At 56.7% G+C, this 23,828-nt stretch carries 32 protein-coding genes and 1 tRNA gene; 20 read left to right on the forward strand and 13 right to left on the reverse strand.

The genetic code is table 11. The annotated features are described in order from the left end of the window. Positions 1-182: 182 nt before the first annotated feature. From tuf to ACJ70B_RS12175, 10 genes are all read left to right on the forward strand, one after another. Complete coding sequence (gene tuf, locus ACJ70B_RS12130) at positions 183-1,445, forward strand: translation elongation factor EF-1 subunit alpha (RefSeq protein ID WP_408957252.1); 1,263 nt, start codon at positions 183-185, stop codon at positions 1,443-1,445. Further along, positions 1,446-1,754 (forward strand): 30S ribosomal protein S10, encoded by a 309-nt coding sequence (rpsJ, locus tag ACJ70B_RS12135; protein ID WP_004215311.1) that lies wholly within the window; start codon positions 1,446-1,448, stop codon positions 1,752-1,754. 159 nt (positions 1,755-1,913) lie between these two features. After that, a complete protein-coding gene (locus ACJ70B_RS12140; protein ID WP_408957253.1) occupies positions 1,914-2,618 on the forward strand; it encodes a rhomboid family intramembrane serine protease in 705 nt (234 codons plus the stop codon). A 120-nt stretch (positions 2,619-2,738) separates the two neighbouring features. Continuing rightward, a tRNA-Ala gene (locus ACJ70B_RS12145) sits at positions 2,739-2,810 on the forward strand. A 177-nt stretch (positions 2,811-2,987) separates the two neighbouring features. Further along, positions 2,988-3,218 carry a hypothetical protein gene (locus ACJ70B_RS12150; RefSeq protein WP_408957254.1) on the forward strand — a complete coding sequence of 77 codons (231 nt, stop codon included), beginning with the start codon at positions 2,988-2,990 and terminating at the stop codon, positions 3,216-3,218. 236 nt (positions 3,219-3,454) lie between these two features. Further along, positions 3,455-3,976: a hypothetical protein gene (locus ACJ70B_RS12155; protein WP_408957255.1), complete on the forward strand. Its 522-nt coding sequence runs from the start codon at positions 3,455-3,457 to the stop codon at positions 3,974-3,976. Continuing rightward, positions 3,973-4,269 carry a hypothetical protein gene (locus tag ACJ70B_RS12160; protein WP_408957256.1) on the forward strand — a complete coding sequence of 99 codons (297 nt, stop codon included), beginning with the start codon at positions 3,973-3,975 and terminating at the stop codon, positions 4,267-4,269. Before ACJ70B_RS12155 ends, ACJ70B_RS12160 begins: the two co-directional genes overlap by 4 nt. A 2-nt stretch (positions 4,270-4,271) precedes the next feature. Beyond that, entirely contained in the window at positions 4,272-5,891 is a 1,620-nt protein-coding gene (locus ACJ70B_RS12165) for a DNA-binding protein (RefSeq protein ID WP_408957257.1), read from the forward strand. Between the two features lie 437 nt (positions 5,892-6,328). Continuing rightward, positions 6,329-7,018 (forward strand): hypothetical protein, encoded by a 690-nt coding sequence (locus tag ACJ70B_RS12170; RefSeq protein ID WP_408957258.1) that lies wholly within the window; start codon positions 6,329-6,331, stop codon positions 7,016-7,018. Positions 7,019-7,101: 83 nt separating this feature from the next. Continuing rightward, positions 7,102-7,761, forward strand: coding sequence for a hypothetical protein (locus tag ACJ70B_RS12175; protein WP_408957259.1), 660 nt, complete (start codon positions 7,102-7,104; stop codon positions 7,759-7,761). Positions 7,762-7,773: 12 nt separating this feature from the next. Here ACJ70B_RS12175 and ACJ70B_RS12180 read toward each other — a convergent pair whose 3' ends face one another. Both ACJ70B_RS12180 and ACJ70B_RS12185 read right to left on the reverse strand, forming a co-directional pair. Then, a complete protein-coding gene (locus ACJ70B_RS12180; protein WP_408957260.1) occupies positions 7,774-8,355 on the reverse strand; it encodes a hypothetical protein in 582 nt (193 codons plus the stop codon). A 112-nt stretch (positions 8,356-8,467) separates the two neighbouring features. Further along, positions 8,468-9,178 (reverse strand): hypothetical protein, encoded by a 711-nt coding sequence (locus ACJ70B_RS12185; RefSeq protein WP_408957261.1) that lies wholly within the window; start codon positions 9,176-9,178, stop codon positions 8,468-8,470. Positions 9,179-9,449: 271 nt separating this feature from the next. On the opposite strand from ACJ70B_RS12185, the gene ACJ70B_RS12190 reads away from it, so the two are divergent. After that, positions 9,450-9,704, forward strand: a complete 255-nt coding sequence (locus tag ACJ70B_RS12190) for a hypothetical protein (RefSeq protein ID WP_408957262.1) — start codon at positions 9,450-9,452, stop codon at positions 9,702-9,704. Positions 9,705-9,790: 86 nt separating this feature from the next. Beyond that, positions 9,791-10,318, forward strand: coding sequence for a hypothetical protein (locus ACJ70B_RS12195; RefSeq protein ID WP_408957263.1), 528 nt, complete (start codon positions 9,791-9,793; stop codon positions 10,316-10,318). 67 nt (positions 10,319-10,385) lie between these two features. On the opposite strand, the gene ACJ70B_RS12200 is transcribed toward ACJ70B_RS12195, so the two are convergent. The 7 genes from ACJ70B_RS12200 to ACJ70B_RS12230 form a co-directional block, all read right to left on the reverse strand. Continuing rightward, complete coding sequence (locus ACJ70B_RS12200; RefSeq protein ID WP_408957264.1) at positions 10,386-10,769, reverse strand: hypothetical protein; 384 nt, start codon at positions 10,767-10,769, stop codon at positions 10,386-10,388. Positions 10,770-10,932: 163 nt separating this feature from the next. Next, positions 10,933-12,105 carry a hypothetical protein gene (locus tag ACJ70B_RS12205; protein ID WP_408957265.1) on the reverse strand — a complete coding sequence of 391 codons (1,173 nt, stop codon included), beginning with the start codon at positions 12,103-12,105 and terminating at the stop codon, positions 10,933-10,935. Further along, positions 12,102-12,893 (reverse strand): hypothetical protein, encoded by a 792-nt coding sequence (locus tag ACJ70B_RS12210; RefSeq protein ID WP_408957266.1) that lies wholly within the window; start codon positions 12,891-12,893, stop codon positions 12,102-12,104. Before ACJ70B_RS12210 ends, ACJ70B_RS12205 begins: the two co-directional genes overlap by 4 nt. Beyond that, positions 12,890-13,438 carry a hypothetical protein gene (locus tag ACJ70B_RS12215; protein WP_408957267.1) on the reverse strand — a complete coding sequence of 183 codons (549 nt, stop codon included), beginning with the start codon at positions 13,436-13,438 and terminating at the stop codon, positions 12,890-12,892. The genes ACJ70B_RS12210 and ACJ70B_RS12215 overlap by 4 nt, the downstream gene beginning before the upstream one ends. 2 nt (positions 13,439-13,440) lie before the next feature. Then, the gene (locus ACJ70B_RS12220; protein ID WP_408957268.1) at positions 13,441-15,051 is read right to left on the reverse strand and encodes a hypothetical protein; all 1,611 of its coding nucleotides are present in this window, start codon (positions 15,049-15,051) and stop codon (positions 13,441-13,443) included. Positions 15,052-15,133: 82 nt separating this feature from the next. Continuing rightward, positions 15,134-15,652 carry a hypothetical protein gene (locus ACJ70B_RS12225; RefSeq protein WP_408957269.1) on the reverse strand — a complete coding sequence of 173 codons (519 nt, stop codon included), beginning with the start codon at positions 15,650-15,652 and terminating at the stop codon, positions 15,134-15,136. Positions 15,653-15,664: 12 nt separating this feature from the next. Continuing rightward, positions 15,665-16,099 carry a hypothetical protein gene (locus ACJ70B_RS12230; RefSeq protein ID WP_408957270.1) on the reverse strand — a complete coding sequence of 145 codons (435 nt, stop codon included), beginning with the start codon at positions 16,097-16,099 and terminating at the stop codon, positions 15,665-15,667. Between the two features lie 88 nt (positions 16,100-16,187). On the opposite strand from ACJ70B_RS12230, the gene ACJ70B_RS12235 reads away from it, so the two are divergent. Further along, a complete protein-coding gene (locus tag ACJ70B_RS12235; protein ID WP_408957271.1) occupies positions 16,188-16,376 on the forward strand; it encodes a hypothetical protein in 189 nt (62 codons plus the stop codon). Positions 16,377-16,391: 15 nt separating this feature from the next. On the opposite strand, the gene ACJ70B_RS12240 is transcribed toward ACJ70B_RS12235, so the two are convergent. The 3 genes from ACJ70B_RS12240 to ACJ70B_RS12250 are packed head-to-tail and all read right to left on the reverse strand — an operon-like array spanning position 16,392 to position 17,219. Continuing rightward, positions 16,392-16,637 (reverse strand): type II toxin-antitoxin system HicA family toxin, encoded by a 246-nt coding sequence (locus ACJ70B_RS12240; RefSeq protein WP_408957272.1) that lies wholly within the window; start codon positions 16,635-16,637, stop codon positions 16,392-16,394. Between the two features lies 1 nt (position 16,638). Next, complete coding sequence (locus tag ACJ70B_RS12245) at positions 16,639-16,896, reverse strand: type II toxin-antitoxin system HicB family antitoxin (protein ID WP_408957273.1); 258 nt, start codon at positions 16,894-16,896, stop codon at positions 16,639-16,641. 50 nt (positions 16,897-16,946) lie between these two features. Further along, a complete protein-coding gene (locus ACJ70B_RS12250) occupies positions 16,947-17,219 on the reverse strand; it encodes a hypothetical protein (RefSeq protein ID WP_408957274.1) in 273 nt (90 codons plus the stop codon). Positions 17,220-17,578: 359 nt separating this feature from the next. Between ACJ70B_RS12250 and ACJ70B_RS12255 the strand changes: the two genes are divergently transcribed. The 5 genes from ACJ70B_RS12255 to ACJ70B_RS12275 all read left to right on the forward strand — a co-directional run bounded on the left by ACJ70B_RS12255 (position 17,579) and on the right by ACJ70B_RS12275 (position 21,664). Continuing rightward, positions 17,579-18,214 carry a hypothetical protein gene (locus ACJ70B_RS12255; RefSeq protein ID WP_408957275.1) on the forward strand — a complete coding sequence of 212 codons (636 nt, stop codon included), beginning with the start codon at positions 17,579-17,581 and terminating at the stop codon, positions 18,212-18,214. A 76-nt stretch (positions 18,215-18,290) separates the two neighbouring features. After that, positions 18,291-18,491 carry a hypothetical protein gene (locus ACJ70B_RS12260; protein ID WP_408957276.1) on the forward strand — a complete coding sequence of 67 codons (201 nt, stop codon included), beginning with the start codon at positions 18,291-18,293 and terminating at the stop codon, positions 18,489-18,491. Between the two features lie 293 nt (positions 18,492-18,784). Then, complete coding sequence (locus tag ACJ70B_RS12265; protein ID WP_408957277.1) at positions 18,785-19,798, forward strand: Cdc6/Cdc18 family protein; 1,014 nt, start codon at positions 18,785-18,787, stop codon at positions 19,796-19,798. A 210-nt stretch (positions 19,799-20,008) separates the two neighbouring features. Continuing rightward, on the forward strand, positions 20,009-20,833 hold the full coding sequence (locus tag ACJ70B_RS12270) for a hypothetical protein (RefSeq protein WP_408957278.1): 825 nt from the start codon (positions 20,009-20,011) through the stop codon (positions 20,831-20,833). A gap of 537 nt (positions 20,834-21,370) precedes the next feature. Then, complete coding sequence (locus ACJ70B_RS12275) at positions 21,371-21,664, forward strand: hypothetical protein (protein ID WP_408957279.1); 294 nt, start codon at positions 21,371-21,373, stop codon at positions 21,662-21,664. Between the two features lie 5 nt (positions 21,665-21,669). Here the strand turns inward: ACJ70B_RS12275 and ACJ70B_RS12280 are convergent, their stop codons facing one another. After that, positions 21,670-21,936: a winged helix-turn-helix domain-containing protein gene (locus ACJ70B_RS12280; RefSeq protein WP_408957280.1), complete on the reverse strand. Its 267-nt coding sequence runs from the start codon at positions 21,934-21,936 to the stop codon at positions 21,670-21,672. A gap of 234 nt (positions 21,937-22,170) precedes the next feature. Here ACJ70B_RS12280 and ACJ70B_RS12285 point away from each other — a divergent pair, with 234 nt between their 5' ends. Beyond that, positions 22,171-22,593, forward strand: coding sequence for a helix-turn-helix transcriptional regulator (locus ACJ70B_RS12285; protein ID WP_408957281.1), 423 nt, complete (start codon positions 22,171-22,173; stop codon positions 22,591-22,593). Beyond that, positions 22,590-23,600 (forward strand): tyrosine-type recombinase/integrase, encoded by a 1,011-nt coding sequence (locus tag ACJ70B_RS12290; protein WP_408957282.1) that lies wholly within the window; start codon positions 22,590-22,592, stop codon positions 23,598-23,600. The genes ACJ70B_RS12285 and ACJ70B_RS12290 overlap by 4 nt, the downstream gene beginning before the upstream one ends. Positions 23,601-23,828 lie beyond the last annotated feature (228 nt).

The following is a 23,828-nucleotide window of genomic DNA, read 5'->3' on the forward strand; positions in this document are numbered from 1 at the left end:
CCGAACGACTTCAACCGACTGCGTTCGCTCCCCGTTCACCGCCGATCGAACGTTCTTCGTCGTGTGACTGCTAGCCAAACCGCACGACGGCGGCGGGTTCGGCTGAATACGCTTTCGAAATGGTTTTAACCGCAACGAGCCAAAGAGACCGATATAAGCGCCTCTGCGCGTGAGCTACAACAATGAGCGACCAACACCAGAACCTGGCCATCATCGGTCACGTTGACCACGGGAAGAGTACGCTCGTGGGACGACTCCTCTACGAGACGGGGAGCGTACCCGAGCACGTCATCGAACAGCACCGCGAGGAAGCCGAGGAGAAGGGCAAGGGCGGCTTCGAGTTCGCCTACGTCATGGACAACCTCGCTGAGGAGCGAGAGCGCGGTGTCACCATCGACATCGCCCACCAGGAGTTCTCGACGGACGTCTACGACTTTACCATCGTCGACTGTCCCGGCCACCGCGACTTCGTGAAGAACATGATCACGGGCGCGTCCCAGGCCGACAACGCCGTCCTCGTCGTCGCCGCCGACGACGGCGTCGCACCTCAGACCCAGGAGCACGTCTTCCTGGCCCGTACCCTCGGTATCGACGAGCTCATCGTCGGCATCAACAAGATGGACATCGTCGACTACGAGGAGTCGACGTACAACGAGGTCGTCGAGGAAGTGACCCAGCTGCTCAAGCAGGTCCAGTTCGACACCGACGATGCCTCGTTCATCCCGATTTCGGCCTTCGAGGGCGACAACATCGCCGAGGAGTCCGACAACACGTCGTGGTACGACGGCGAGATTCTGCTCGAGGCCCTGAACGACCTGCCCGAGCCGGAGCCGCCGACGGACGCGCCGCTCCGACTCCCCATCCAGGACGTCTACACCATCTCGGGTATCGGTACCGTCCCCGTCGGACGGATCGAGACCGGTATCATGAACACCGGCGACGATGTCTCCTTCCAGCCCAGCGACGTGGGTGGCGAGGTCAAGACCATCGAGATGCACCACGAAGAGGTTCCCAAGGCCGAACCCGGTGACAACGTCGGATTCAACGTCCGCGGCATCGGCAAGGACGACATCCGCCGCGGTGACGTCTGTGGCCCCGCCGACGACCCGCCGAGCGTCGCCGAGACGTTCCAGGCACAGGTCGTCGTCATGCAGCACCCGTCCGTGATCACGGCCGGCTACACCCCGGTCTTCCACGCACACACGGCCCAGGTCGCCTGTACGATCGAGTCCATCGACAAGAAGATGGACCCCTCGAGCGGCGAGGTCGCCGAGGAGAACCCCGACTTCATCCAGTCGGGTGACGCTGCTGTGGTCACCATCCGACCGCAAAAGCCCCTCAGCATCGAGCCGTCCAGCGAGATTCCCGAACTCGGGAGCTTCGCCATCCGCGACATGGGTCAGACCATCGCCGCCGGCAAGGTCCTCGACGTCAACGAGAAATAAATGCAGCAGGCACGCGTTCGACTCGCGGGCACGAGTCCAGACGACCTGGACGACATCTGCGACGACGTCCGCGAGATCGCGAACAACACCGGCGTCAACCTGAGCGGTCCGATCCCGCTGCCGACGAAGACCCTCGAGGTGCCGACCCGGAAATCGCCTGATGGCGAAGGCACCGCCACGTGGGAGCACTGGGAGATGCGCGTCCACAAGCGCCTGATCGATCTGGACGCCGACGAACGCGCACTCCGACAGCTCATGCGCATTCAGGTGCCGAACGACGTCTCGATCGAGATCGTCCTCGAAGACTGAGGACCGGTCGATCGCGACTCGAGTGCGAGTTTTGCCGTTTTTGCGGGCCGGTATTTGATCCGATAGCGGTCGCGCTGGCAACACGGACACACTAGTCCGCTTCTACGGCTTGTCGATCCGCACCGAGGTTTTTGTCTCTTGCCGCACCAAACGGTACGTATGGCGAGACGTTCGCGGTCACGAACTCAGTCGGAGCTGTATTTGCGGTCCGATTCCGAGACGGACGCGGAGTCTGCGACCGGTTCGATCGGCCCAATTCTCGAGTTGCTCGTCGTCTTCGTTCTCGTCGCGCTCGTCCAGTGGCTCACCGTGCTGGTGGGCGTGATGGGCGGACTCTTCGTCCTCGCGCCGCCGCTGGTGACGAATCCCTGGACGATCATTACGAGCGTCTACGCCCACGGCGGACTGGGTCATCTTCTCTCGAACGCTCTCGCGCTGGTCGTCTTCGGTTGGCCAGTTGCGCGGGCGACGACTCGCGGACGGTTTCACGCCTTTTTCGCTGTGTCTGGTGCGCTCGCCGGCGTCTCCCAGATCGTTCTCACCGCAGTTCTCGCGGCGATACCACTGCTGTCCATTGCGCCGACGCCGGGCGTCCTTGGTGCCAGCGGTGCCGTCTTCGCCCTCCTGGGATATCTCATCGCGTCGAACCGACTCTCGGTCGGTCTCGCTTCGTTCGTCGCCGTCCCGCGCTGGCTGTCGATCCTCGTGTTCGTTGGGCTCGCGGTCGCGCTCACCCTCGCGACCGCCTCCCCGGGCGTGGCACTGGTCGGCCACTTCACCGGCCTCCTCACCGGACTGTTCGCAGGACATCTCCGTGTCCTTGCCGTCACCCCGTCATCGGCCGGCGATCGACCTGCTGACTGACGTGACCGCAAATCTGGGAGCGTATCTGGGCAAGCCGCTCGAGCGTCGTCCGTGGTGTGGTGTCTCTATCCGGTCCCGAAACGCAAGCCTCAAATAGAAACCACGGATAAGAACGTGCGAGGGCTCGTAGATCAGTGGTAGATCGCTTCCTTCGCAAGGAAGAGGCCTCGGGTTCAAATCCCGACGAGTCCATTCGACTCTTGTCACGTTTCGAATTGTCCGATTAGTCGCCGCTCTCGCGGCTGATGCAGAATTATGCATTGATCACGGATTCGTACAAACCCCCTCCGAGAGTCGAAGGACTAACGATGTCGAATTCGGGTCAGCGCAGTCTGGTGATTTTCACGAAGGAAATCCGGGGTGGTCGGCATGAGTACTACATTTTCGAGACAAGTAGCACAGTCTACCTGTCTGCATTGTGGCACTCATGTCACCGACCGGTTCCGGCGCGTCTTTGGTGATGACGAGGATCGCGCCCATCGCTGTGGTGACTGCGATACCTACGCGCGACTGAGCCGCGGCTCTGCAGCTGGCGTCGACGTGGCGGTCCCCGATCCAGAAACGTCGCTTGGCCGCCACGGGGGTGAGGGCGATGTGTAGCGGGTTCGTTCTGGCTAACCGGTTGTACGATGTCGAGAGTCAGACGCCCATCGCCCATCCGGCCCATCAAGCGACCGACGAGGACGTTCGGCGTGCTCTTGAGAAGCGAGGTGGATCGGCGTGAGCCGACTCGTCAAGTCCGCCGAGTGCGAACGATGCGGTGACCGCGTCGACGCGCTTCGCCGGCTCTGCCCAGACTGTACGCGCGCGGTTCGTGACGCGCGGGAGGGTCCGTTATGAGTTCTCGAGCGTCGGAACTCGAGAGTCCGAAGGCCAGCGGCGACGCCCTTGAAGGCGAGATCGTCCAGGCCGTCGATACGCTCGAGTACGTCGGTGATCGGACTGCAACCTGGCACGACGCTCGGACCACCGCCGTCCTCGAGCCGGATCAGTCACTACCGTTCTACGGGATCGTCCTCGTCGAGTCCGGCGTTCCCGTTGAGATCAAGGGCTGCCAGATAGAGACGAGCAACGGCGATCGTTCGACTCGCGGCCGGTTCTACGTCAAGCGCGCTGCTCACGAGCAACTGCTCGAGGCGGACGGTATGTACCTGTTCGTAGTGTATCTCCCGCGACCGGGGTTGCCCCAGGTCGCGCGGGCGATCGTGCCGGCGACGCTCGTTGACGAGTTGCTATCCGGGCGGTGGTACGAGGTCGGTGGCTCGCGTTCTGAACAGGAAGTCGCGAAGCTGACGTGGTCGCACGTGATCGACCCGGCGGGCGTCGATCCAGCCGTAACCGTGGGTGATTCGCGGTGAGCGTCGACGCCGACCAGGACGACCGCGACCTCGAGGCCGAACTAGCGAGCCCGGCGGCCGGGCAGTTCGGTGTCCCTGTCGACGCGGTCTGCGTGGGCTGTGGGCGGACGCGCGTTAAACGCGCGAGCCTCGAGGAGATGGACCAACACCCGCAGGCCAATCCGACCGCCCTCGAGGCGACGGACTGTACGTCGTTCAAGCACGTCTGCTACGGCTGTCAGACCGCGACGTGGTGGAATCCCGTCGCCGTGCTCACTGGCTTGCTCGAGAGCGATCGTGATCGAGGTGAGTAGCGGTGTCCCAAGTCGAGACGACACCGCACGAGATTGAGGGCCGCTGGAAGTGGCCTGACTGGGGCCGCGGTCCGTACGATGCCTTGTCGTCGGTGATGCTCGGGCCACCATTCGAGGGCTACCTCGAGATCACGACCGAGATCGACGGCGAGCCCTGGCACCTGGAGGTCAGCTACAGTAAGTCGGGCTTCGCGCCGCGGCTGTCGGACGGGATCAACGCCGAGCGTCTCTACGAGTGGGATATCGTGGGCCGTGGGCGCGGCGAGCGGAAGGCGTCGTACAACATCGGCCCGCGGTTCCCGAACATGCGCCACTGGGAGAGCGGTGAGCGGTTACAGCTCCCGTGGGAAAATCAGGTCGGGGAGGTCGACGGCGTCGACGTCGAGTTCCACACGAGTAACATCGAACCCGAGCGCGGCCTCGAGTTGTTGCCGGAGTTCTTCGCGGCCGTGTTCGATCACGCCGGCGAGCGCGTGCATCCCGAATACTTCCGGACCGAGCCCCACGAAGCGAGCCGGATGTGGGCGTACGAGCGGTACGTCCGGATTCGACGGGAGTGGGCAGAAAAGCTCTCGTCGGCCGGAGTACTGCAGAAGGTCGCACACTACCTCTCCGACCTCAAGGGCGTCAAGGCCGAGCTACACATCGATAACCGGGAGGTCATCAATCACCAGAACCGGCTGTTTCTCGATCCGTCGTCGGCCGGCGAGTTGCTACCTGGCCACACCTACGGGCGGAAGTTCGAGATCTACCAGCTGAAGGACCCGGACGCGGTGTCGAAAGATCACCCGTCGTACCATCCGAAGGTGGAGGTGCTGGTCAACAAGTCGATGAACGACGGCGAGGCGTGGGCGTGGGCCGATCGCCACGAAGTGACTGAGCAGATCGAGGAGACGGTGTTGAACGCGCTCCACTGGGAAGATATTCCGCTCGGACCCGACGGAAACGGCGTCTACATCGCTGACGATCACTTCGACGCCGTCGCTCGAGACGAGCGGGTCGAACTGTACGAAGACCCGACGCCGCGCCTCGAGGCGAAGACAGACCACCTGTTGATGACGACGCTGCGGGACATGGGCGAGACCGCGAGGGACGTGACCGAGACGGTCGCGACCGATGGCGGTGCGACGGTCGACGGACTCGCCGACCAGCTGGGGAAGCATCCCGCGACGATCTACCGGGCGATCAACGATCTCGGCGAAGTCCTCGAGCTCGACCAGGGCGACGTATCGTTCCGGGCCCGGAAGTACCGCGAGGAATTGCGGTCACTCGTCGAGTCGGCCGAGTACGCGATCGAGAGCTACGGCGATCGGATGCAGCATTTGATGGGATTGGCCGATCATGTTGCAGAGTCGTCGCCGTTCCAGAAGTGGCTCGCGCAGAACGGAGCCGAACTCTCGTTCGACGATCAGGGTGAGCCCCGCCGAATGCGGATCGACACGATTCTCTCCCGGTTGAAGGCCGATAGCTTCGAGAACGTCCAGACGATCGCCGCAGAGGCCCTCGAGAAGTGGTCGAAGTCGGGGAACGATCCGACGGTCCTCCGCGGCGCCGAGCTGACGTGGAAGACGCCGGGAGGCAGGACTGAAACCGGATTCGTCGGCGCGGTCGCCGACCGCTGAACCGGCTTGGGTAGTGGCAACACTACCCCTCTGTTTCGTTTGCGCAATCACACTTTCATCGATAACTGATTTTCACAACTGAGGTTGTATTCCGGCGGGGGTAGCCCCGGCGATCGCCGCGACCGCACCACGACGCCTGCGGGGTCGTTTCGCGCGAAGCGCGAAAGCCCCCTTGGCGGGTGTCCCCAAGGGGACAGGGACAAAAAACTACAGCGCCCCGCCCCCCTTGCGTGCGAAAATCTCCAGTTGAAGCACACGAAATGAGGGGGTAGAAATATTCCATGTGACTCCTCAAAACGGCCTCTATTACTTGCTCAAGCGCACAAGGATACGGAGAAACGTAGGAATAGATGTTATACTACCCAGAATACCGAAACAATAGGTAGCATATACCCTAACTAGGAGGAATAAAGTATCTAGAATGTGTTCCTCAGAACATGAAATCTGGCAAACTGGCTCTGTTAAGTTCGGATAGTGACACGATTAATGAGGCCCATTCCCAACATGAATTACCGGGCGATGCTCCCTTTGATGCAGTTTCTACAGCATTGGAGATCGAAGAAAAACTCTCTCTTAATGAAGGTAAGAACTGTTACATCGGTAAAGCTGCTAAGGAAGATGTTGAATACATTGAATCACCAGAGATTACTGAGAAAGGAGAGATCATAAACACTGAGTCGGCAGAAAGGAGGGTTTACACTACGACTTTCTTGCTTGTTCCTGACGAATTTGTCATAGTTGACAATTCCGCCGGTAAATTCTTGTTCCCATTATTGAGTGAAGAAACCGCTCATACCGCCTTCCCAGCAGAAATAAATGTTGACTCTTTCACAGCGGAATACGATGATGCTGAATACTGGAAGGTCGGTTTCGAAGGCCGTGCTGACGGTACAGAGAATGGTGTCTTGCATGGTGACGCTGTATTTAACGACAGTGAGTTTGGAGCAGTAGTAACTGATTCCAATAAAAATCAAATTGGGGCCAATTTTGAATATGGTGGTGAACTGCTCAAACTATTCCTGACTAAAAGCGGATATATTGAAGTATATCAACCAGATTCTATTGACTCAGAGGAATTTTCTGAATTTATCGCAGAGGTGCTTCTACCATACTCTCAAATGAAATGATCTCTTCTTACAGCAGGAGGCACTGAGTGTTACTAACACAGATATGATAATCCTTTTGTATTCAAACTCTAACCTAATCGAACATGGTATCATCTATAGTGATTTACGAGCCCGATGACAGTATCGATACATCCGATCTTTACAATAAATTAAATAGCAGCTATGAACACGAACGACCACATCAGGAATTAGACACATTGAAAACGGATATTAGCAGTCTGGCTCATGTTTCAAGAGGAGTAGAATGTCGGGTCCGATACGATACTGCTGACTCTGTACGTGTTCGTGGAGGAACCGAACCTGTTCGCAACTTGAGTACGGCTCAAGTTCGATTCACATCAGACTATGTCTTCTTCTTGGATTACAATAGACGGTCATTTGTTGAGCGAGAGGTCCGAAAAATACTGGACTTAGACACGGACGAGTTTAACCAAGTCCGATTCTCATCGGGACTTGTGATAGATGTAACAGAAGAGGACTCAGATACAATTGAAGAGGGTTATTGGAATAATCCTACAGACCACACAACCACTGCTTCACTCTATGGTGATATTGATGATTCATCACTAGCCGCAAGATTCAATCAGAATGGCCAACCTACATATGCAAAGTTTGAGTCTGAGCATTTCGACGGTTCAGAAGTGGGTGTTTCAGCGAACAAATCCAGTATAGCATTCTGGGGAGACCGGAGTAGGGATGAACAAGTGAATTATTTCTATAATATAGTTGAGCCCCTTGTGTGAACAGAGAGAGGGTTATTTTAGGCTTCTAGACTGATATGCAGCGACTGCTTCTAACGCTTGTTTGAGATCGTCTCGAGGAACATGTTGCACTTGCAGCTTATGGTCAAATAAAGAGATTTGGAATCCATCTATTCTCTCCTGATGATATTCTTCTCTTACTTTATCGTCATAGTGGTAAGTGATACTTAGAGATTCTTCAGAGGAGATACCTGTTATCGTCTGCTCAACCTTGTGAAGAGCATTGAGACAAGTTTTAGCACATTCCTTTGAGCTATTCCCTCTACAATTGCGATGTGTAACCTTTAGCCGGAGCGTGTTAACTTCCTGGGACCTTTCCCTAAATCGATCCGTATGCTCGTCGGCAGTCATCTCAATATGAAATTCAACCGTCAGGGAAGACCCATTAGAATCTACATGCGCTACTCCGCGTCGATCATTTCGACGATCAATCTGATAGATAGGCGAATTCTCTAGAAAACCCCACACACCATATCTATCTCTTTTTCTAAATGAATGGCTGGTGGTAATAGTTATTTTATCTAAATTTTGTTTAGAGGGGCGAGTGTTTTCCCACCCCGACTCAGAGTATTTCATGAATCCATGTTAATGTCGTATCAATATATCTAGCTACTTTGTTCTGGCTGTGCTAGTGCATCGACTGATAAAGAATTGTCGGATTTGATATCCAGTTCTGTATTTCATTTGTTTATATCTTTGTTTCTATGAGTTTGTCAACTTCTGAAGAATGTGATTGGACATCCGACTTCGCTGTTCGCATTCTGTTAATGTTCTGGCGGTATCTTTCTAAATACTCTTCATTATAGGCTTCCCAGAAATCATTATGCCAATTGTCCTCCGACAGTTGATCCTCCCAGCACTGAAATACGGATACATCAAGGTATGTTTCTGCTTTTTCTGCCTCAGATTCTAAATGCCTCCTCAGTTCAGATTTACTATTAGCCTCCTCAAAAGCGGGCCATGCTTCGTCAAGCCATAAGTCAAAACTCCCATGTAGAGGACGCGGTTCCGCTGGTCCTAGCCTTCCTTCTCTTTCCGTGACTCCCGTTACTATCTCAACCTGTGTTCCCTCGACTCGTCCACCGGGTAGATTTCCGATAAAATGCTCTGCAATATTGACTCTCTTTTCTTCCACTTTCTCTAATTCTTCGAGTGCCTCAGTATATTGTTCTGCAGCGTCTCGAATCATCTCATCCGCTTTTCTTCTCGCAGTTGCACTCACTGCTTCTTCCCAATTAGAGGTCCGCGATCCATATTCGCCAGGGGGATCCCCCTCTTTTGCAGATTCCACTTCAGCTAACATGTCCTGAGCAATATTCTCATCATACCATCTCTCTCCTGTTCGAATTTTGTCTACCGTATTGCGCAACACCCTCACTCCAGAACCAAGCCATCCCATTCTATTCAAGAGGAATTTGATTGATGGACCATCATTTTACCGGCTGTAGAACAGTATCTTCTCCAGTGGCTCTTCGGGGTTGCACGTCGACAGAAATACGATTCCCGAATATGCACACGAGTCGCGACACCTCGTGTGCATATCTCGAGTCGATCCGTCGCTTGAACCGCCGTTCTTCTCCGACTGGTCGACAGATTCCGCCGGTTTTGGGCCGAAATGGGCCGTTCAGTGAGTCGAAAAAACGAGGATTTCGGGGGTCGTGTGTACGAGTATGCGAATTAGAACCGACGGCGACTACGCGTATCGACAAGATGCGATCGAACGTGCAGCTGCCTTCTACGACTGCACCAAGACGAAAGCTGTGGTCAGTGCCTGCGACGACGTTCCGAAATTCGTGGAGGCTGCCCGCCGCGTCCTCAAGCGCGACGATCTCACCCTCAAGCAGCGCCGGGAGATCGCCGAGCCACTCTTGACTCGAGCAGTGACGTTCGAGGTTGAGACCGAAATCGGGGGTACTACTGCCTAACTCTACTATTTATTCTAATTTCTACTGATGTTCATAGTTGATGTCAAACAGAAAAGGTCTTTGACCGTGAGTCTGCCTACATAGATATGCAGCAGTCTCGACGGGCAGTTGTGGTTGCACTGGCGGGAATCGGGAGTGGGTGTGTAGGTACTCGCCAATCCTCGCCAGCGACAACAGAGTCTGACACGGACGGCGACGGGATTCCCGATCATGCTGACCGCTATCCGAATGATCCTCGGAGGGCGTTTCGGGATCAGAGCAGGGAAGGCACCTACACGCTTCATCCCGGTCAATTCTCGGCCACCGCGCTTACAAATTCGCCACAGGCGAGTGGTAAGGTTCTGCACTACGAGGCTGAAGTCGAAGGTGACACGGAGGTTGATTGCCTCGTTTTTGAGCGTGAGGCCTATGACGCCTACGCGGCCGGTGATCGCGATGTCTCCATCGTCTCCGAATATAGTCGAACAGGAATTACCGAGACAACCCTCACACGCACGCTTGACGAAGGCGAGTACCTCTTTTCACTTGATTACACCCGGCAAGTGACCGACCCGGGCGAACAGAGCGTCACCGTGAATCACTTTCTAGAACTTGCCGAACCAGCCGACCAATAGTACACTGCCACCGGTATCCCCTTTTCCTTCTACCCCATTCAATGGCGATCTACCCCGCATTGTTCTGCTAAAAAATGGACTTGATGGGGATCTTCGCCTGTTCGGTTCCGCGGTGATCGCCACCGCCGTGCCACCGAAGTAACGGAAGCTCGCCTGAGCGAACCATCTTATCACGGAGGACCGTACAGCCAGCGCGCCCATGTGGCTGGTAGACGACGAAACAGTACCAGCCGTCGTGCCGCCGGAGGTTCTCGTGATACTCCCGATAGACCTTCCAGTTCCCGGGCTGGCCGTCGGCGTGCTCGTGCATCGTCGATTTGATTTCGACGGGCGTGCCGTTCCCGAACTTCGCGTCGTGCCAGCTGGCCCGCTCGAGATCGAAGCGACGCTTTTCGGCCATCCGTTTCTCGACGGCCGTCCCGAAGTGGTTGGCGCGCTTCGAGCGGTTCACGCGCACCACGCGCATCGCGCGCCACTATATATACTCCTCCGCCGGACCCGTACCGCGCGCCCATCGGTCGCGCTGCTCCCGGTAGGGAGCGGCGCATGCCATGGGCTTCGAACCGTTCTAAAGGGGGGTTGGCGGAAATTGGAAGGTTGGAACCTCGCTGCCGTCATGCGATCACCTGCTCGACGCTTTCAACCCAGTCGCGTTTCTCGCTGTCGCCCTCGTTGTAGTCTTCCAACCAGTTGTAGACTGTCGTGTTGCTGAACGGGACGTACGTCGACGCCTGATTGGGCGACATGCCCTCGTCGACGCAGGTTTTGATCGTCCACATCGCGACCTGCTTCACGTCGTCTTTCTCGAGAGCGTCCTCGTCGACCTCTTCGCCGTTGGGTGCAGTCCACGACCAGTCCGACGCCTCTTCTGTGGCCATGTTCCAGTCAGTCGGCGGGATGCCCTCGAGGGGACGGGGATCGACGTCGACGAGTTTCCCGCCGGAGACGCGATCGGCGACGACCGCGCGCTTCTTGCTGACCTTCTTGATGATCGTGCCAACGCGCCAGAGCATCGGGTGAATCGACGATTCGTCGTGGCCGATGTAGATCAACGCCCCGCCGTACTTGCGGATCTTGAACACCAACGGCCCCATCAGTTTCCGAACGAGGTGACCGTTTTCGCCGGTGCCACTGGCCGCGCTCGAGAACTCGTCGCCGACGAATAGCTTTGGGCGTTGGGCGTTCTCGACAGGGTTGCCGTCCTGGGCAACCCATTCCTCGAGGAGGGGATAGTGGGGAATCCAGCCGTCTTCGACGGTGCCGTCGTCGCGAACCCAGTCGTCATTACGGTTGAGCGTGCGGATATTTGAGCCGACGAGGAGATCGCCGTCGACCCACCGCTGGCGGAGCTGCCCCAGGAGGCCGGCGAAGTCCGACTTCCCCGCACCCATCTCCCCGAGAATGACGATCACGGGCGCGGGACCGGCGACGATCTCCTGAAGCCGCGTGACAGCCTTGATACCGGCGAGATCAGCTTGCTGACTCGGGTCGCCGATGTAGTGTTTGAGTGTGACCGTGTCGCCGTTCTCGAGGGCCTGACGCGCCGTGTGGCCACCTTCGGCTTTGAGGATGTCGCGGTTCTTTTGCACGGAGAGGTAGTCCGCGGCGGGCTTGGAGTCCCACCGGTCGGGATCGTGGTGGATCGCCCGGACGGCGAGCTGGCGATCGATCTGTTCGTCGCGAACGAATCCTGAGTGCGGAAGCACCTCGTCGGGATCGCGTTCGTGATTCCCGCCCTGGTACTCCCGAAAGCCGCCGACCGTGTAGTTGTCTTGCTCGTCGCTCATCGGTCCGTTCCTCCGTCAGTTGCTGCTTGGTTCTCTGTCTCGACGGGTGTCCGAGGGCCGTGGTGGTCAGTGTAGTCGTCGACGTACTGGGTGATGTCCTTGATTTCGTCAATGTCGCGGGCTTCCGCGTCGTCTTTCGCCGCCTCGAAACGATCCTTCACAGCCGTCCGCGGGTTCATCAGCCCGCGCTCGTCGGCTTCCGCTTCCTCGTTCACTACATCGCGCTGGATCTCGAGACCCATTTTGGAGATACGGCCGCGGAGTCGATTGTACTCGAGAAAGGCGTCGACGAGGTCGCCGTGTACGTCCTCGAGCATCGCTTTGATGGTAACGAGTTTCGAGTCGGCCAACTGGCTGAAGTAGCAGCCCCGCACGACGAGTTGGTCGGTATCCTCGTGGTAGGTAAACTCGCGGACTTCGAAGGCGTCGCCGTCATTGCAGACGTACGGCGACGGTCCCTCGACGGTTTTCTCGGCCCAAACTTCGGGAGCGACGTAGAGCTTCCGCCGGGTGTCGTCGACACCGTTGATGTGGTACACGTCGACCATCCGCCGGTTCCGGAGTTTCCGCGCGCCGGTGATGAAGATCGCCACCAGCGGCGGCCCTAAGAGGATCGCCGCGGCGAACCAGCCGAAGACAATCGGCGGGATACCCGGCACCGACGGCCGAATCCAGAGGATCGCCACACCGACCGAGAACAGCACTGCGAACACGAGTAGCTGTGCCTCGGCGACGATGTAGGTCACGCGGTCGCTCCAGTTGCTGAACGTGCCGCTCAGATCGCTCATGCTTCGACCACCCCGCTATCTTCGGAGTGCACGACGTACCACGCACCGAGCGCCGCACAACCGACGGTCATCGCGACGCCAGAGAACAACCCGGACTCGCCGCCGAAGTGACGGAACGGGTTACGCTGGACCATCCCCGTCGAGACGATCGCGCCCGTGCCCTGGTCGAGCGATTTCTGCGTCGCGATCGCGACGGCCGCGCCCGTCTCGCCCTGTCGCGGCGAGACGATGAAGTTCACCGTCTGGGTGCCAGCGTCGAGCTCGCGCTCGGCGTAGTTGAACGAGGTCGTCCCCTCCTCGAACGCGCCCGACTCGGTGAGGCTGATTGTCGTCGGCTCGTCGGCCTCGATCTCGAGTGTGAACCGACCGGGCGAGTACGACCAATCGACGATTCGGGTTTGGTTGTCGATCGTCTGGACGGCGTCGTCGGGAGCCTGTGCGACTGTCTGATTCCCCGCGCTTTGGTTGCTCTGTGCGGCCGCTGGTCCAACACCCATGCCCATCGCGAGCACTGCGACCGTCGCGATGACGAATAGTCGTCGCATGGTCAGTTGCCCCCCGGAATGCGGTCGGTCACGAACCCGACGACGACCAGCACAGCGACGCCGATAATCGCCAGTCCGACAAACGAGCCGCCGCCGGGTAAGCCGAAGTTCGGTAGCCCAAACCCAAGCCCGCCGTCGTCGGTCTGGAGTTGGACGCGCTCTACCTTGGTCATGTACGCGGCGAATTCACTCGCGTTGTAGGTGCCGTACTGCGGTTTCTGCCACGACACAGACTGCACCTTGTTTCCGGACCGGTCATACATAGCCTCAATCGTCACGTTCCCCTTCAAGAATTGGACGTATCGGCCATTGGCCGCATCATAGAACGATACTGTCCCATTCAGTGACGAGACGTTATACGTCTCTCCACTCACGAACCCATTTGCTGGCACCTCATCAGCGTACAGCAAACCCTCATACGTCCGGTTAGAGACGTGCCCCCCATAGGAGACTGTCCGAGTCCCGTTAACTTCAGTGTAGTTTTGCTTAGTGTAACCCGTATACGAGACTACCATATTTGATGTCTGATTGAGGTCCGGGTTACTGGTACCGAGCATCGACATGACAGACACCTTGAATCTTTCACTCGTCACGTTCGAATCGCCGCTCAGGTACCGCGCGTGACCCTCAGCGCCACGAATCTGAGACGGCTCGACGTTGCCCGCATCCATCTCAGCATACAGATCCTCGACAAACTGCATGTCATAATTCGCCGCCACATTGTCCGACTGTTCTTGAATCTCTTGCCAGTGCTCATACCAATCCCGGAAGTCGAACACACGCTGAGATTCGAGATCGCCACCAGCGTTCATGACGATAATTTGAACGTCAGAATATACCCCGAAAGAGTAGGATGTGTCCGCTGTAAATCTAAACTCGTCTGAACTGTTGTTGTAGGAGAACTCCGAGGCAGCAATCGGCTTGGTCTCCGTGCCGCTCCACGTCCCATCAGAGCCGTAGTTGTATCGCAGAACGAGGCTCGAGATGTTATGGGTCGTCCCGTTCGTTAGCTCGAAACTGACATTTTGACGCTGATCCAGCACGCTAACCTTCTGTACATTGTAGTTGTTGCCAGAGTCGGTATAGGCGCTCGAACTCAGGAAGTCGTCAGATATTGACGAACTTCGAGTTGTGTTCTGGATGTAACTAAACTGAACCATCGCCTTTGATAGCCGTTCAACGTGATTGATCTGTTGGACAGCGTAGTAGTCACGGATCGCCGCTACAGCCTTCTGATAGGCCTCTGTTGACGTGTTGCCGTTTTCGTACGCGGTCGCGATCGCATGCCGCGCCTCGAGCGAGGCTATCGTCGCCGTGTCCTCGAGATAGTTGCTCTGGACTTGATACTGAGATTCCAGAGACTCAGACTCTGACACCGCGATACTGTGCAGGACAACCTCGTCTGACGACGGGTCATCATCAACAGCCCAAGACGCATGAGGGCAAGAGATGAAAAGGACGTACTGAGCAGGGCTGTTGCAGGTTCCCTCGAACGACATGGACTCAGCGGCCGCCGGTTGCGTCGCCCCGATCGGAGCCACGACCGATCCGACCAGAAGCGCGACGAACAGGATCGAAAACGCGCGATGGGCTGTGGGCCGATGGGCCGCCATCAGACGGACACCCCCACGTCCCGCTGTTTGCACGCCTCAGCAACTCTGATGTGTGATATTCCGAAAATCATAATCTCACCGCTTAGTCCCGCATCGTCCAGACGGCCGCTCCGATCACCGCGAGCCCGACCACGGCGAGGCCAACGAGCAGTCCGCCGCTGTCTCCCGACACGCCCGGCACCCCGCCGAGGAACCCAGAGCTATCCGAAATGCTCGCGCTGTCGATTGCCGAGGCATTCCCCGAGACGACGACGCGGTATTCACTGCCGAGCGTGAGGTTCCCGTCGGACTGGTTGTACTCGCGCTCGGTCGTGTTGTCCGCGTCGGCCGCGATCGTGTCCTCGAGGGCGATCGTCGCGGTCGCCGGGTCGGTCGCATATTCGGTTTCGTTATAGAACGTGACCGTCGCCGAGGTGTTGGCCGGATCGGAGATCGAGTCGTTCCACCCGACCGAGACGGTGACCGGTTCGGTGTCGTTCGTGAGCGTGACCGTCTTATTAGTCGGGACGTCCGCGGTCTGTGCAGTGCCGATCGCCGCGAACCCGCCCAGCGACCCGAGCACGACCAGCGTCATCAGCGCCGTCGAAATACGTTGTCTCATATCCTGAATCCCCTACTTGTACGCGATGAGGTAGAACCCGGCTCCGTTGAGGAACACCATGAACCAGCCGAGTGGCCACATCCCGGCGACGGCCACTGCAACTGCGGGCACGAGCGCTGAGAGGATGTTCAGAATAATCATCAACAGGAGGACGACGGTCTCCATGTCGGTGTAATCGTCAATCGTCGTCTGGCCGTTCGTGACCCATGCGGTCCCGACGGTGAGCATCGAGACGATGAATCCGTAGGTGACCTCGGTGCCATGGGAACTGTAGAGGACACCCGCAAACCCGACGTTGAACGGATCGTTCAACGAGAACGTCCCGACCGCTGCGACCGAGAACGTTGCAAGGACGAACAGCGGTGCAAGCACACTGTCAATGAGGTCTATTCCATCTTCGCGCCGCACCGCGCTCGGTACCGCGTTTTGAGGCAAACTAAGTGCCATACGGTCGGTCGGCAACCCCGTCTGTCGAAAAAATAAGTAAAACCTAGGTTCAGCAAACTTTATACCAAGGCGGGTTGCCGCCCGCTGCATGGCGTTGAACAAACTCCGGATGTTAGATCAGAATTCGGCGGGCGTCACGCTGCCGAAGGACGACCTCCGCGTCGAGGGACTACTCGATGAGGACGGCGAGATCGACGGTGAACACCACATCCATATCCGTCATGTCGACGATGGCCAGTGGTCACTCGAGCTCGTCGAGGAAATCGGAGAGAAGTGAGTCGCGAAGTGGGATTCACCGATGTTCGTCGACCCACCGACACCAGGAGTCGAAGTCGTTCGCACCGCATTGATCGGCGATGTTCCGAAGCGTTCCGGTTCGTATCTCCCCGCCGAGTGGGATCGTGACGTTCCGAACCTCGCCGGTCTTTGGATGCTCGTAGCGGAGTTTGAGGTGGCTCCCGGTTCGATCGACAGGAGCATATCCCATATTGATCAGCACTTTCGCAACTTCCTCGCCAGTGAACTGCCGACGCGGCATTTCAGTCCTCGTCGAACCAGGGTGCGTCCGGCGTACCGACCTCGTCGGAGACATCGTCAGGGTCGATGCCCCACTCGCGGAGATCGTCGTCGGTGACCGGTTCACCGACCTCTCCTCGATGAAGTGCGATCGCTTCGTCGAGATTCTCAAGCGCTTCCGATCGCGTAGCTCCATGACTGGCGACGCTGGTTTCTTCGTCGACGGCGGACCAGCCACCGTCGTCTTCTTCGATGAGCCGAATCTCGCGGCCAGTACTCATACTCCATCGTAGGCGAGAACTCGGAATAAGCATTGGGTCGATTCGCGCCGCTATTCACCGACGGTCCATGTCGACTGGTACTCGAGCGGCAGCTCGTCGACATCGAGAATCTCCGCAATCTCCGCGGCGGTAAGCGATCCCTCCTGGTCGGCGCGGCGGATCAACTCCGGCACGCGCCCGTTCGGCTGCGCGGTCGTTTCCCCGCGCATCTTGAGGTAGTAGTCGGCAGCCGCGTCGAGCGCACCCGAAACCGTACTCTCACCCGTTGCTTCTTTCAGGTACTCCCATTTTCGCTCTCGAGCCTCGGTCTTTTGGATTCGCATCGTGATTTGCACAACCCCCTCGGAATCCTAGAGATTTGCGGTGACTTGAACTTCGAGCCCATATAAAGAGCACCAGATCTGGCCGATGGTCGGCACGATCGGCACGATGTGTGACCTGGTTCGAGGCCGATTTTACACAACCCGGCTCACCCTCGATGTGCAAAATCGGAGATCGGATTCTGTCGACATGCAACCCGTGCTGGTTGGATCACCTGTACTTCGCCATATTCGATCCAATTGCGATTGAGTAGGCTCTACAGAGACAAACATCTTCTATAAGCAGTCCAAGCTCTATTTTAATGTATAATAATAGCAACAAATAACTTATTTATATCTGTCCTATATACTGGTAATTGCAGATGGAAAGAGATGAATTTGCCGATGAGGCGTCCCGTAGAAAAGTATTAAGAGCAGCGACCGGTATCAGCGGTTTGAGTGTGGCATCGTTATTTGCAACGGGTGTCGGAAGTGCTCAAACGACGAGATCTGGCAGTGAGGGGTACGTAATTAATGGAGATGGATACATAGAGTACAACGGTGAGAAAGACGAAGAATACATCCAAGAGGCTGTTGAGGGGATGAATGAGAGTAAACGAAATGGTGAGGTTGATTTCACGATTGAGGACGGTCAAGTTGTGACACAGCCCCAGCCCCAGCAACAACCCCTATCTGTCACGACTGCTGATGCCTGCCCTGGGGTGAGTAGTTACTCCAATTCTGTTCAATGGAACGGAGTGAAACATACTATCAAGTTGGACCATTGTCTTACCAATGATGTTATTGATGCTATGCTCGCTGGGGCAGGTATCGCTCAAGTGGCCGCGCTTCTCACTGGCGGACCAGTAAATGCACCTGCCTTTATAATTTCCGAATGTGCTGCCATCCTTCTAGCTACAGGGTGGCAGATACTTGATAATAATGCGGAAGGAGAAGGCGTTGAGATTGTCTTTTTCCTCCCTAATGCTATTGGTGTTCCAGGTATTGACCCTCAGTGAGGATATACCACACATTCAAAAGTCTGCAGTTTAATCACACCCAAGATTTATCATCTATACCCCAGTACTATGAATAATGTTGAGCCAATTCAGAGAATATTTGGGCAAGATGTATAATCCTGAACCACAGGCGCTGAAGGTCATCGTTTTTAGTTCAGCTTTCATTTTGTTTTTATTTGCCACGGATCCAACTTTTGGAAACCCATATTATATTCTTGGTCTTCTACTGACAGTTCTCACCCTTGTGTCCGCAGTAGCCCTCCTCGTTATTGAATAACTGTGTCCGGTTCTTTGTAGAAATTGGCAGTTAGAACATCTGTTCAATGTGGTCTTACACAATCAGCAAGCGGCCCATTTCGCTGCCGCGATACGAACCACATATCCGCGATACTCCCAGAGATCAGCAATGAAGTCACCGAATTCGTTTAATTCGATCTCGAATAGCTCTCCTTGAATGTCCCTGGAATTCGCCATTATAGATGTCACCTAGTAGAATCCGAACTTAAAACTTTTAGACATATACACGTCTTCGGCTACCAGTTTTATTACCTTACTTTCTTATTCACCTATATGATTACGAACGCTCGAGCCCTCGAGACGACCTACGTCCCCCAGGACCTCGAGCACCGGGACGGGCAAATCAGCCAGCTCGCCACTGCATTGGAACCACTGACGCACGGCGTCGGTGGGGAACACAGTCTCATATTCGGCCCATCGGGGTCAGGAAAAACGACCCTTGCAAAATACGTCGTTCGAAAGCTCCGCGAGGAATCGTTCGGGGTGCGCCGGGCGTATTGGAACTGCATGTCCGGCTCGTCGAAAACCGAGGTACTTCACGGACTTGCCCAGGACTCAGGAATCGGCACCCACCTCTCGAGGGACGGGACCGCGACCAGCACGTTCATCGACGCGTTCCGAGACACCGACGACCATATCGTCGTGATTCTCGACGAGGTCGACGCGCTCGAGGACGAGACGCTTCTATTAGGGATCGGCGATCTCCCGAACGTGACGATCGTCGCGATCACGATCGACGAGGACGACTTCTTCGCGAACCATCGCCTGAACGGACGGGTCAAATCACGGTTCTCGAGCGCCGAACTGATTCGACTCCGCAAATATACGCACACGGAATTAACCGATATTCTCCTGGCGCGGATCGACGCCGGACTCCGTCCCGGCGTGATTGGGCGGGATGCCATCGAGTACACCGCGGACCTTGCAGCGGGCGACGCTCGCAAAGCGATCAAGCTACTCGAGAAAGCAACTCGGCGGGTCAATCGCTCGGACCGATCGCAAATCACGCTCGAGGATATTGATGCGGTGCACGACGAGGCGCGTCGCGATCTCCAACAGGATCACGTCGACTCGCTGGGGACACACAAACGGCTTCTGTACGATATCGTCTCGGCCGCCGGCGAAATCAGCGTGACCGAACTGCACGCGACCTACGAAGAACGAGTTGCGGATCCGAAACCGAACCGTACTCGGCGACGCTACCTCTCGACGCTGGTGGACAAGTACGGCCTGCTCGAGTCGACCGGATCAGGTCGCGGGAAGAACTACTTCGTTCCTGAACCTTAGCAGTAGTTGCCGATACGGTCTCTACGTTCATAGTGGCGAGTGAAACGGCTGTTCAATACAGCAGTACCGTCAGTTCTGATTTCGATACCGTTCATGCTCGGCGGCATGATCGCGACGGTAATCGACGGAGGGTGCAATCCCACTCCTTGATAGACAGAATCCTAACTTAACACAAAACTTATTGATGGATATTACCAATAGATTGTTGTAATGAATCTGTCAAGGCGCCAGACAATCGCATCGCTTGGATCAATTACGGTATTCAGCACTAGTCCAGTAACCGCAGACCAGGAAGATCCAAAACCTGCAGCACGCGATATTGGGATTGATGAACGAGTTCAGAAACTACTAAGAAACGGAAAAAAGCAAAAAGCTCACTCACTCCTTGAGAAGCACGACATCAACTACGCTTCCACGTCAGATACCTACAGTCCTGCATCTGATGGTTCATTTGGGAGTGGTGGTGTATCGACAAGTGATGTCTGGATCCAAAATGAAACACTCTCCCAATTTACTGCGTGGCACAAGTCAGGAAGTCTTTACCATGCCATCCTGGGCTGGACTCTTGATGGACGATCCAACGACGTAGACGCAGCGATTCCATGGGATGGTGCAATGATAGGATGGGAGGACAGTACATGGAGTTTCGAACCAGGTTCCCCTACACTGATAGTGAAAAACGAGTGGGACGACGGATCCACGTCCCCGGCAACTGCGTCAATAAAGAACCGACCTTTATTTGATGCGCCAACCAACGCAATTGGTGCCCGGATAGGGGATGGTGAAGCTGATGAACGAGGTGCAGGGGACACTAAGATGCACGGAAGCTTAGGTCTTCAATTAACAAAGGAGAGGGATTCGGAGGCAACTATTGGCGGGAAATATACGCATACTTGGACTTTTGGAATAGGTGGTAACGGAGTAACCTTTACAGGATCTAACAGCGGAATTGGGGTAGGCCTAAATTTGCCACTGGGAAGGAACGACAAATGGGTCATTCCGCAAAATCCAAGTGACCGATACGTGAAGCTCTAAATATGAAGAAATAATGGACAAGAAGGACAGACTAGTAATACTATTATTATGCTTTTTGGTATTTCAGCTATCGGTAGTTATACTCGGGATATCTGGACGAAACTCGCAACTCTTTCGTTTGATAGCCTTTGTAGGAGTTTATGCCGGACTCCTCGTAAGCGTCGCCGGCACGTTGAACGTATTCATCAATAGTCTACGGGGATAGACCTGGATTGTCCGTCTGGACACTGTTTAGATGAGATCTGGACAGGGAGGCGGTCAGAATTCTAGTGTCTCTGCCTGAATCCGGCTGCCTTTCCGCATGATGATACTCTCCGCGTAGTGGACAGGCTTACTTATCGATTTTTAGGTCCGTCCTCTATTTAGAAGCCTCGAGTACACTGCTAACGCGATTTTCTTTTCCGGCCAGTTTCCGGCCAATTTCCGGCCACGAGATACAGCCTGTCTCTCTGCTGTTTTCGCGGCGTAGAGCGAATATCGACGTTTTCCGGCCAGTACCGCTGTAGGAATATGGTACCGACGTGCCTCGAGTCGAGTATGTCCGAGAGTACAACCAAAGCACCGCCTGAACCAAGCGATTCACTGGGCAGTTTCGAAACCGAGACGTCGGCCGGAAGCGCGTTGGTCGAGATCACCGGGGCACCGACCAATTGCGCGCGTGTAGATATCCGCGTCGACGGCGGCCGTCACTGGGTGTTCGGCGTGAACGACGACACTGCGGTCCTCGTGATGGTTCTCAATCGGAAGGGGCAGCGCACTGACGACGAACTCCCCAGCTGGGTCGAGCCGATCATTCGGCGGACCGGACTCGAGGGGGCTGAGAAAGCGTGAGTCGGTCAGTCCTCGTCGGGCTCGAGGTCGTCCGCATCGAGATCTCCCTCGAGATAAGCGCGACCGTCGTCAGTGATTCTGTAGTAACCTTTCTCGTCAACTCGTTCGATCAGCCCTGCAGAAGCGAGCGGGTTGAGTCGCTTTTGGACCGTCGTTCTTCCCTTGTCGATGTTCCAAGCAATTACTGCAGGAGTAAGTCCGAGCCCGGAGTCGAGGGCTTCGAGGATGTAGTCATCGGTCGGCAACTGCATCCATTCCCCCCGGTGTCTCATTACCGGCGAATCGAAGACTTATGGTTTACATGCCCCGGTGTGCGTTGCTATCACTACCGAACACACTCAGAAGTGAAACTGGTCAGTGAATGGTTTTATTACCATAGGGTAGAGATTGGTTCGGTAACGCGAGTTTCACGTGGACCCGACTGTCCGTTGGGTCCGTTTGGAAAATGCGGGCCGGTGTTGATGGCACCGGGTCCGCGCGGCTCGCGTAGAGATGGTACGCAAGCCATGTACGACGACAATTCATGGGGTCTTGAAAGCCCCGAACGACCAGCAGCATCGACTATTTCCGACCAGCGACTCGTGGCCGACGGCGGTTCGACTTGGGGCGATCTCACCGGGTTCCAGCGCGACGCCCTGGAAGCGATCGCCCGACTCGAGCGCGACAACGAGACTTGCTATGGGCTCGCGATCAAACGCCGGCTCGAGCCCCAGCACGGGACGGTGAATCACGGACGGCTGTACCCGAACCTCGATACGCTCGTTGAACGCGGGCTCGTCGAGAAGTCCGCGCTCGATAAGCGCACGAACGAATACCTGCTTACGGACGATGGGCGCGGGCTGTTACTCCAGCGCCTCGAGCGGCTCGCGGACGCGTGCGAGATCGGGCTCGCCGCGACCGACGGCTCTGGGGACGGTGATCTGGCATGAGCGACGGCTTACAGCCGCTTTCCCCGGAGGAGGGAGTCGATCGGTTCCTCCGCCATCACCGGCCTGGTGTCCGTGAGACCTCGTTTCGGAACGCGAAGCACCGTCTGTCGGTCTTCCTCGAGTGGTGTGACGAGCGGGACATCGAGAACCTGAATACGCTCGATGGGCGCGAACTTTCGGACTTCGTCGACTGGCGGCGTACTGATGTCGCCCCGATCACCCTGCAGAAACAACTGAGTAGTGTTCGGCAGGCGCTCCGGTGGTGGGCGGATATCGAGGCCGTCGACGAAGGGCTCGCGGAGAAGCTTCACGCTCCGGACCTCCCCGACGGGGCGCAGTCCAAGGACGTCTTTTTGAACGCACAGCGGGCGAAGACGGCGCTCGAGTACTTCGACCGGCATCACTACGGCTCGCGGGATCACGCGCTGCTCGCGCTGCTCTGGCGGACGGGGATGCGCCGAAGCGCCGCGCAGTCGATCGACGTGGACGACCTCGAGCCGGATGACCACGCGATCCGTGTAGAGCACCGGCCCGAGAACGGGACGACGCTGAAGAACGGCGACGACGGGAACCGTTGGGTCTATCTCGGGCCGAAGTGGTTCGCGGTTCTCACCGCGTATCGTGACAACCCGGACCGACCGACGGTGACCGACGACCACGGCCGTCAGCCGCTGTTCACGACGCGACAGGGGACGCGACCGACGGGTAACACGATCTATAAGTGGGTAATTCGAGCGCTGCACCCTTGCACCTACGGGGAGTGTCCGCACGGCGAGACGCCGCGTTCATGCGACGCTCGAGGGAGCGACGGGAATCCCTCACAGTGTCCGTCGGCGCGATCTCCCCACGCGATCCGCCGGGGAGCGATCACGCACCACCTCAACCAGGAGACGACGCCGGAGGTCGTCAGCGAGCGCATGGACGTGTCGCTCGAGGTCCTGTACGAACACTACGACGCCCGCACCGAGCGCGAGAAGATGGAAGTCCGACGAGAGAACCTGCCGTAACATACCACAACCATGAGAGATACGAACCAAACTGTACGACTCGAGCGGAATCATACATCCCGACGAGTCCACTCCTTCGCGTCGCTTCGCTCGTTCAGTCATGGATTCGTCGAACATCGCAACCTTCGGGTTTGCTCAATCCCGACCCGTCTTTCTCTTGTAAGAAGCTAAAACGACAGTCTGATCTGCCCCTGTCAGTCATTTCCGACTTCGAAAGGTGGAATAACA

Origin of the sequence: Natrinema sp. 74, from assembly GCF_046097095.1 — an archaeon.
Lineage (GTDB): Archaea > Halobacteriota > Halobacteria > Halobacteriales > Natrialbaceae > Natrinema.

What these genes read in the sequence shown, in the direction of transcription:
- ACJ70B_RS12195 (WP_408957263.1), top strand. Translation starts at nt 9,791, where the DNA reads ATGCAGCAGTCTCGACGGGCAGTTGTGGTTGCACTGGCGGGAATCGGG.
- ACJ70B_RS12225 (WP_408957269.1), bottom strand. Translation starts at nt 15,652, where the DNA reads ATGAGACAACGTATTTCGACGGCGCTGATGACGCTGGTCGTGCTCGGG.
- ACJ70B_RS12150 (WP_408957254.1), top strand. Translation starts at nt 2,988, where the DNA reads ATGAGTACTACATTTTCGAGACAAGTAGCACAGTCTACCTGTCTGCAT.
- ACJ70B_RS12190 (WP_408957262.1), top strand. Translation starts at nt 9,450, where the DNA reads ATGCGAATTAGAACCGACGGCGACTACGCGTATCGACAAGATGCGATC.
- rpsJ (WP_004215311.1), top strand. Translation starts at nt 1,446, where the DNA reads ATGCAGCAGGCACGCGTTCGACTCGCGGGCACGAGTCCAGACGACCTG.
- ACJ70B_RS12220 (WP_408957268.1), bottom strand. Translation starts at nt 15,051, where the DNA reads ATGGCGGCCCATCGGCCCACAGCCCATCGCGCGTTTTCGATCCTGTTC.
- ACJ70B_RS12290 (WP_408957282.1), top strand. Translation starts at nt 22,590, where the DNA reads ATGAGCGACGGCTTACAGCCGCTTTCCCCGGAGGAGGGAGTCGATCGG.
- tuf (WP_408957252.1), top strand. Translation starts at nt 183, where the DNA reads ATGAGCGACCAACACCAGAACCTGGCCATCATCGGTCACGTTGACCAC.
- ACJ70B_RS12235 (WP_408957271.1), top strand. Translation starts at nt 16,188, where the DNA reads ATGGCGTTGAACAAACTCCGGATGTTAGATCAGAATTCGGCGGGCGTC.
- ACJ70B_RS12140 (WP_408957253.1), top strand. Translation starts at nt 1,914, where the DNA reads ATGGCGAGACGTTCGCGGTCACGAACTCAGTCGGAGCTGTATTTGCGG.
- ACJ70B_RS12270 (WP_408957278.1), top strand. Translation starts at nt 20,009, where the DNA reads ATGAATCTGTCAAGGCGCCAGACAATCGCATCGCTTGGATCAATTACG.
- ACJ70B_RS12185 (WP_408957261.1), bottom strand. Translation starts at nt 9,178, where the DNA reads ATGGGATGGCTTGGTTCTGGAGTGAGGGTGTTGCGCAATACGGTAGAC.
- ACJ70B_RS12250 (WP_408957274.1), bottom strand. Translation starts at nt 17,219, where the DNA reads ATGCGAATCCAAAAGACCGAGGCTCGAGAGCGAAAATGGGAGTACCTG.
- ACJ70B_RS12245 (WP_408957273.1), bottom strand. Translation starts at nt 16,896, where the DNA reads ATGAGTACTGGCCGCGAGATTCGGCTCATCGAAGAAGACGACGGTGGC.
- ACJ70B_RS12285 (WP_408957281.1), top strand. Translation starts at nt 22,171, where the DNA reads ATGTACGACGACAATTCATGGGGTCTTGAAAGCCCCGAACGACCAGCA.
- ACJ70B_RS12265 (WP_408957277.1), top strand. Translation starts at nt 18,785, where the DNA reads ATGATTACGAACGCTCGAGCCCTCGAGACGACCTACGTCCCCCAGGAC.
- ACJ70B_RS12210 (WP_408957266.1), bottom strand. Translation starts at nt 12,893, where the DNA reads ATGAGCGATCTGAGCGGCACGTTCAGCAACTGGAGCGACCGCGTGACC.
- ACJ70B_RS12275 (WP_408957279.1), top strand. Translation starts at nt 21,371, where the DNA reads ATGTCCGAGAGTACAACCAAAGCACCGCCTGAACCAAGCGATTCACTG.
- ACJ70B_RS12260 (WP_408957276.1), top strand. Translation starts at nt 18,291, where the DNA reads ATGTTGAGCCAATTCAGAGAATATTTGGGCAAGATGTATAATCCTGAA.
- ACJ70B_RS12230 (WP_408957270.1), bottom strand. Translation starts at nt 16,099, where the DNA reads ATGGCACTTAGTTTGCCTCAAAACGCGGTACCGAGCGCGGTGCGGCGC.
- ACJ70B_RS12240 (WP_408957272.1), bottom strand. Translation starts at nt 16,637, where the DNA reads ATGCCGCGTCGGCAGTTCACTGGCGAGGAAGTTGCGAAAGTGCTGATC.
- ACJ70B_RS12215 (WP_408957267.1), bottom strand. Translation starts at nt 13,438, where the DNA reads ATGCGACGACTATTCGTCATCGCGACGGTCGCAGTGCTCGCGATGGGC.
- ACJ70B_RS12205 (WP_408957265.1), bottom strand. Translation starts at nt 12,105, where the DNA reads ATGAGCGACGAGCAAGACAACTACACGGTCGGCGGCTTTCGGGAGTAC.
- ACJ70B_RS12170 (WP_408957258.1), top strand. Translation starts at nt 6,329, where the DNA reads ATGAAATCTGGCAAACTGGCTCTGTTAAGTTCGGATAGTGACACGATT.
- ACJ70B_RS12155 (WP_408957255.1), top strand. Translation starts at nt 3,455, where the DNA reads ATGAGTTCTCGAGCGTCGGAACTCGAGAGTCCGAAGGCCAGCGGCGAC.
- ACJ70B_RS12280 (WP_408957280.1), bottom strand. Translation starts at nt 21,936, where the DNA reads ATGAGACACCGGGGGGAATGGATGCAGTTGCCGACCGATGACTACATC.
- ACJ70B_RS12175 (WP_408957259.1), top strand. Translation starts at nt 7,102, where the DNA reads ATGGTATCATCTATAGTGATTTACGAGCCCGATGACAGTATCGATACA.
- ACJ70B_RS12255 (WP_408957275.1), top strand. Translation starts at nt 17,579, where the DNA reads ATGGAAAGAGATGAATTTGCCGATGAGGCGTCCCGTAGAAAAGTATTA.
- ACJ70B_RS12180 (WP_408957260.1), bottom strand. Translation starts at nt 8,355, where the DNA reads ATGAAATACTCTGAGTCGGGGTGGGAAAACACTCGCCCCTCTAAACAA.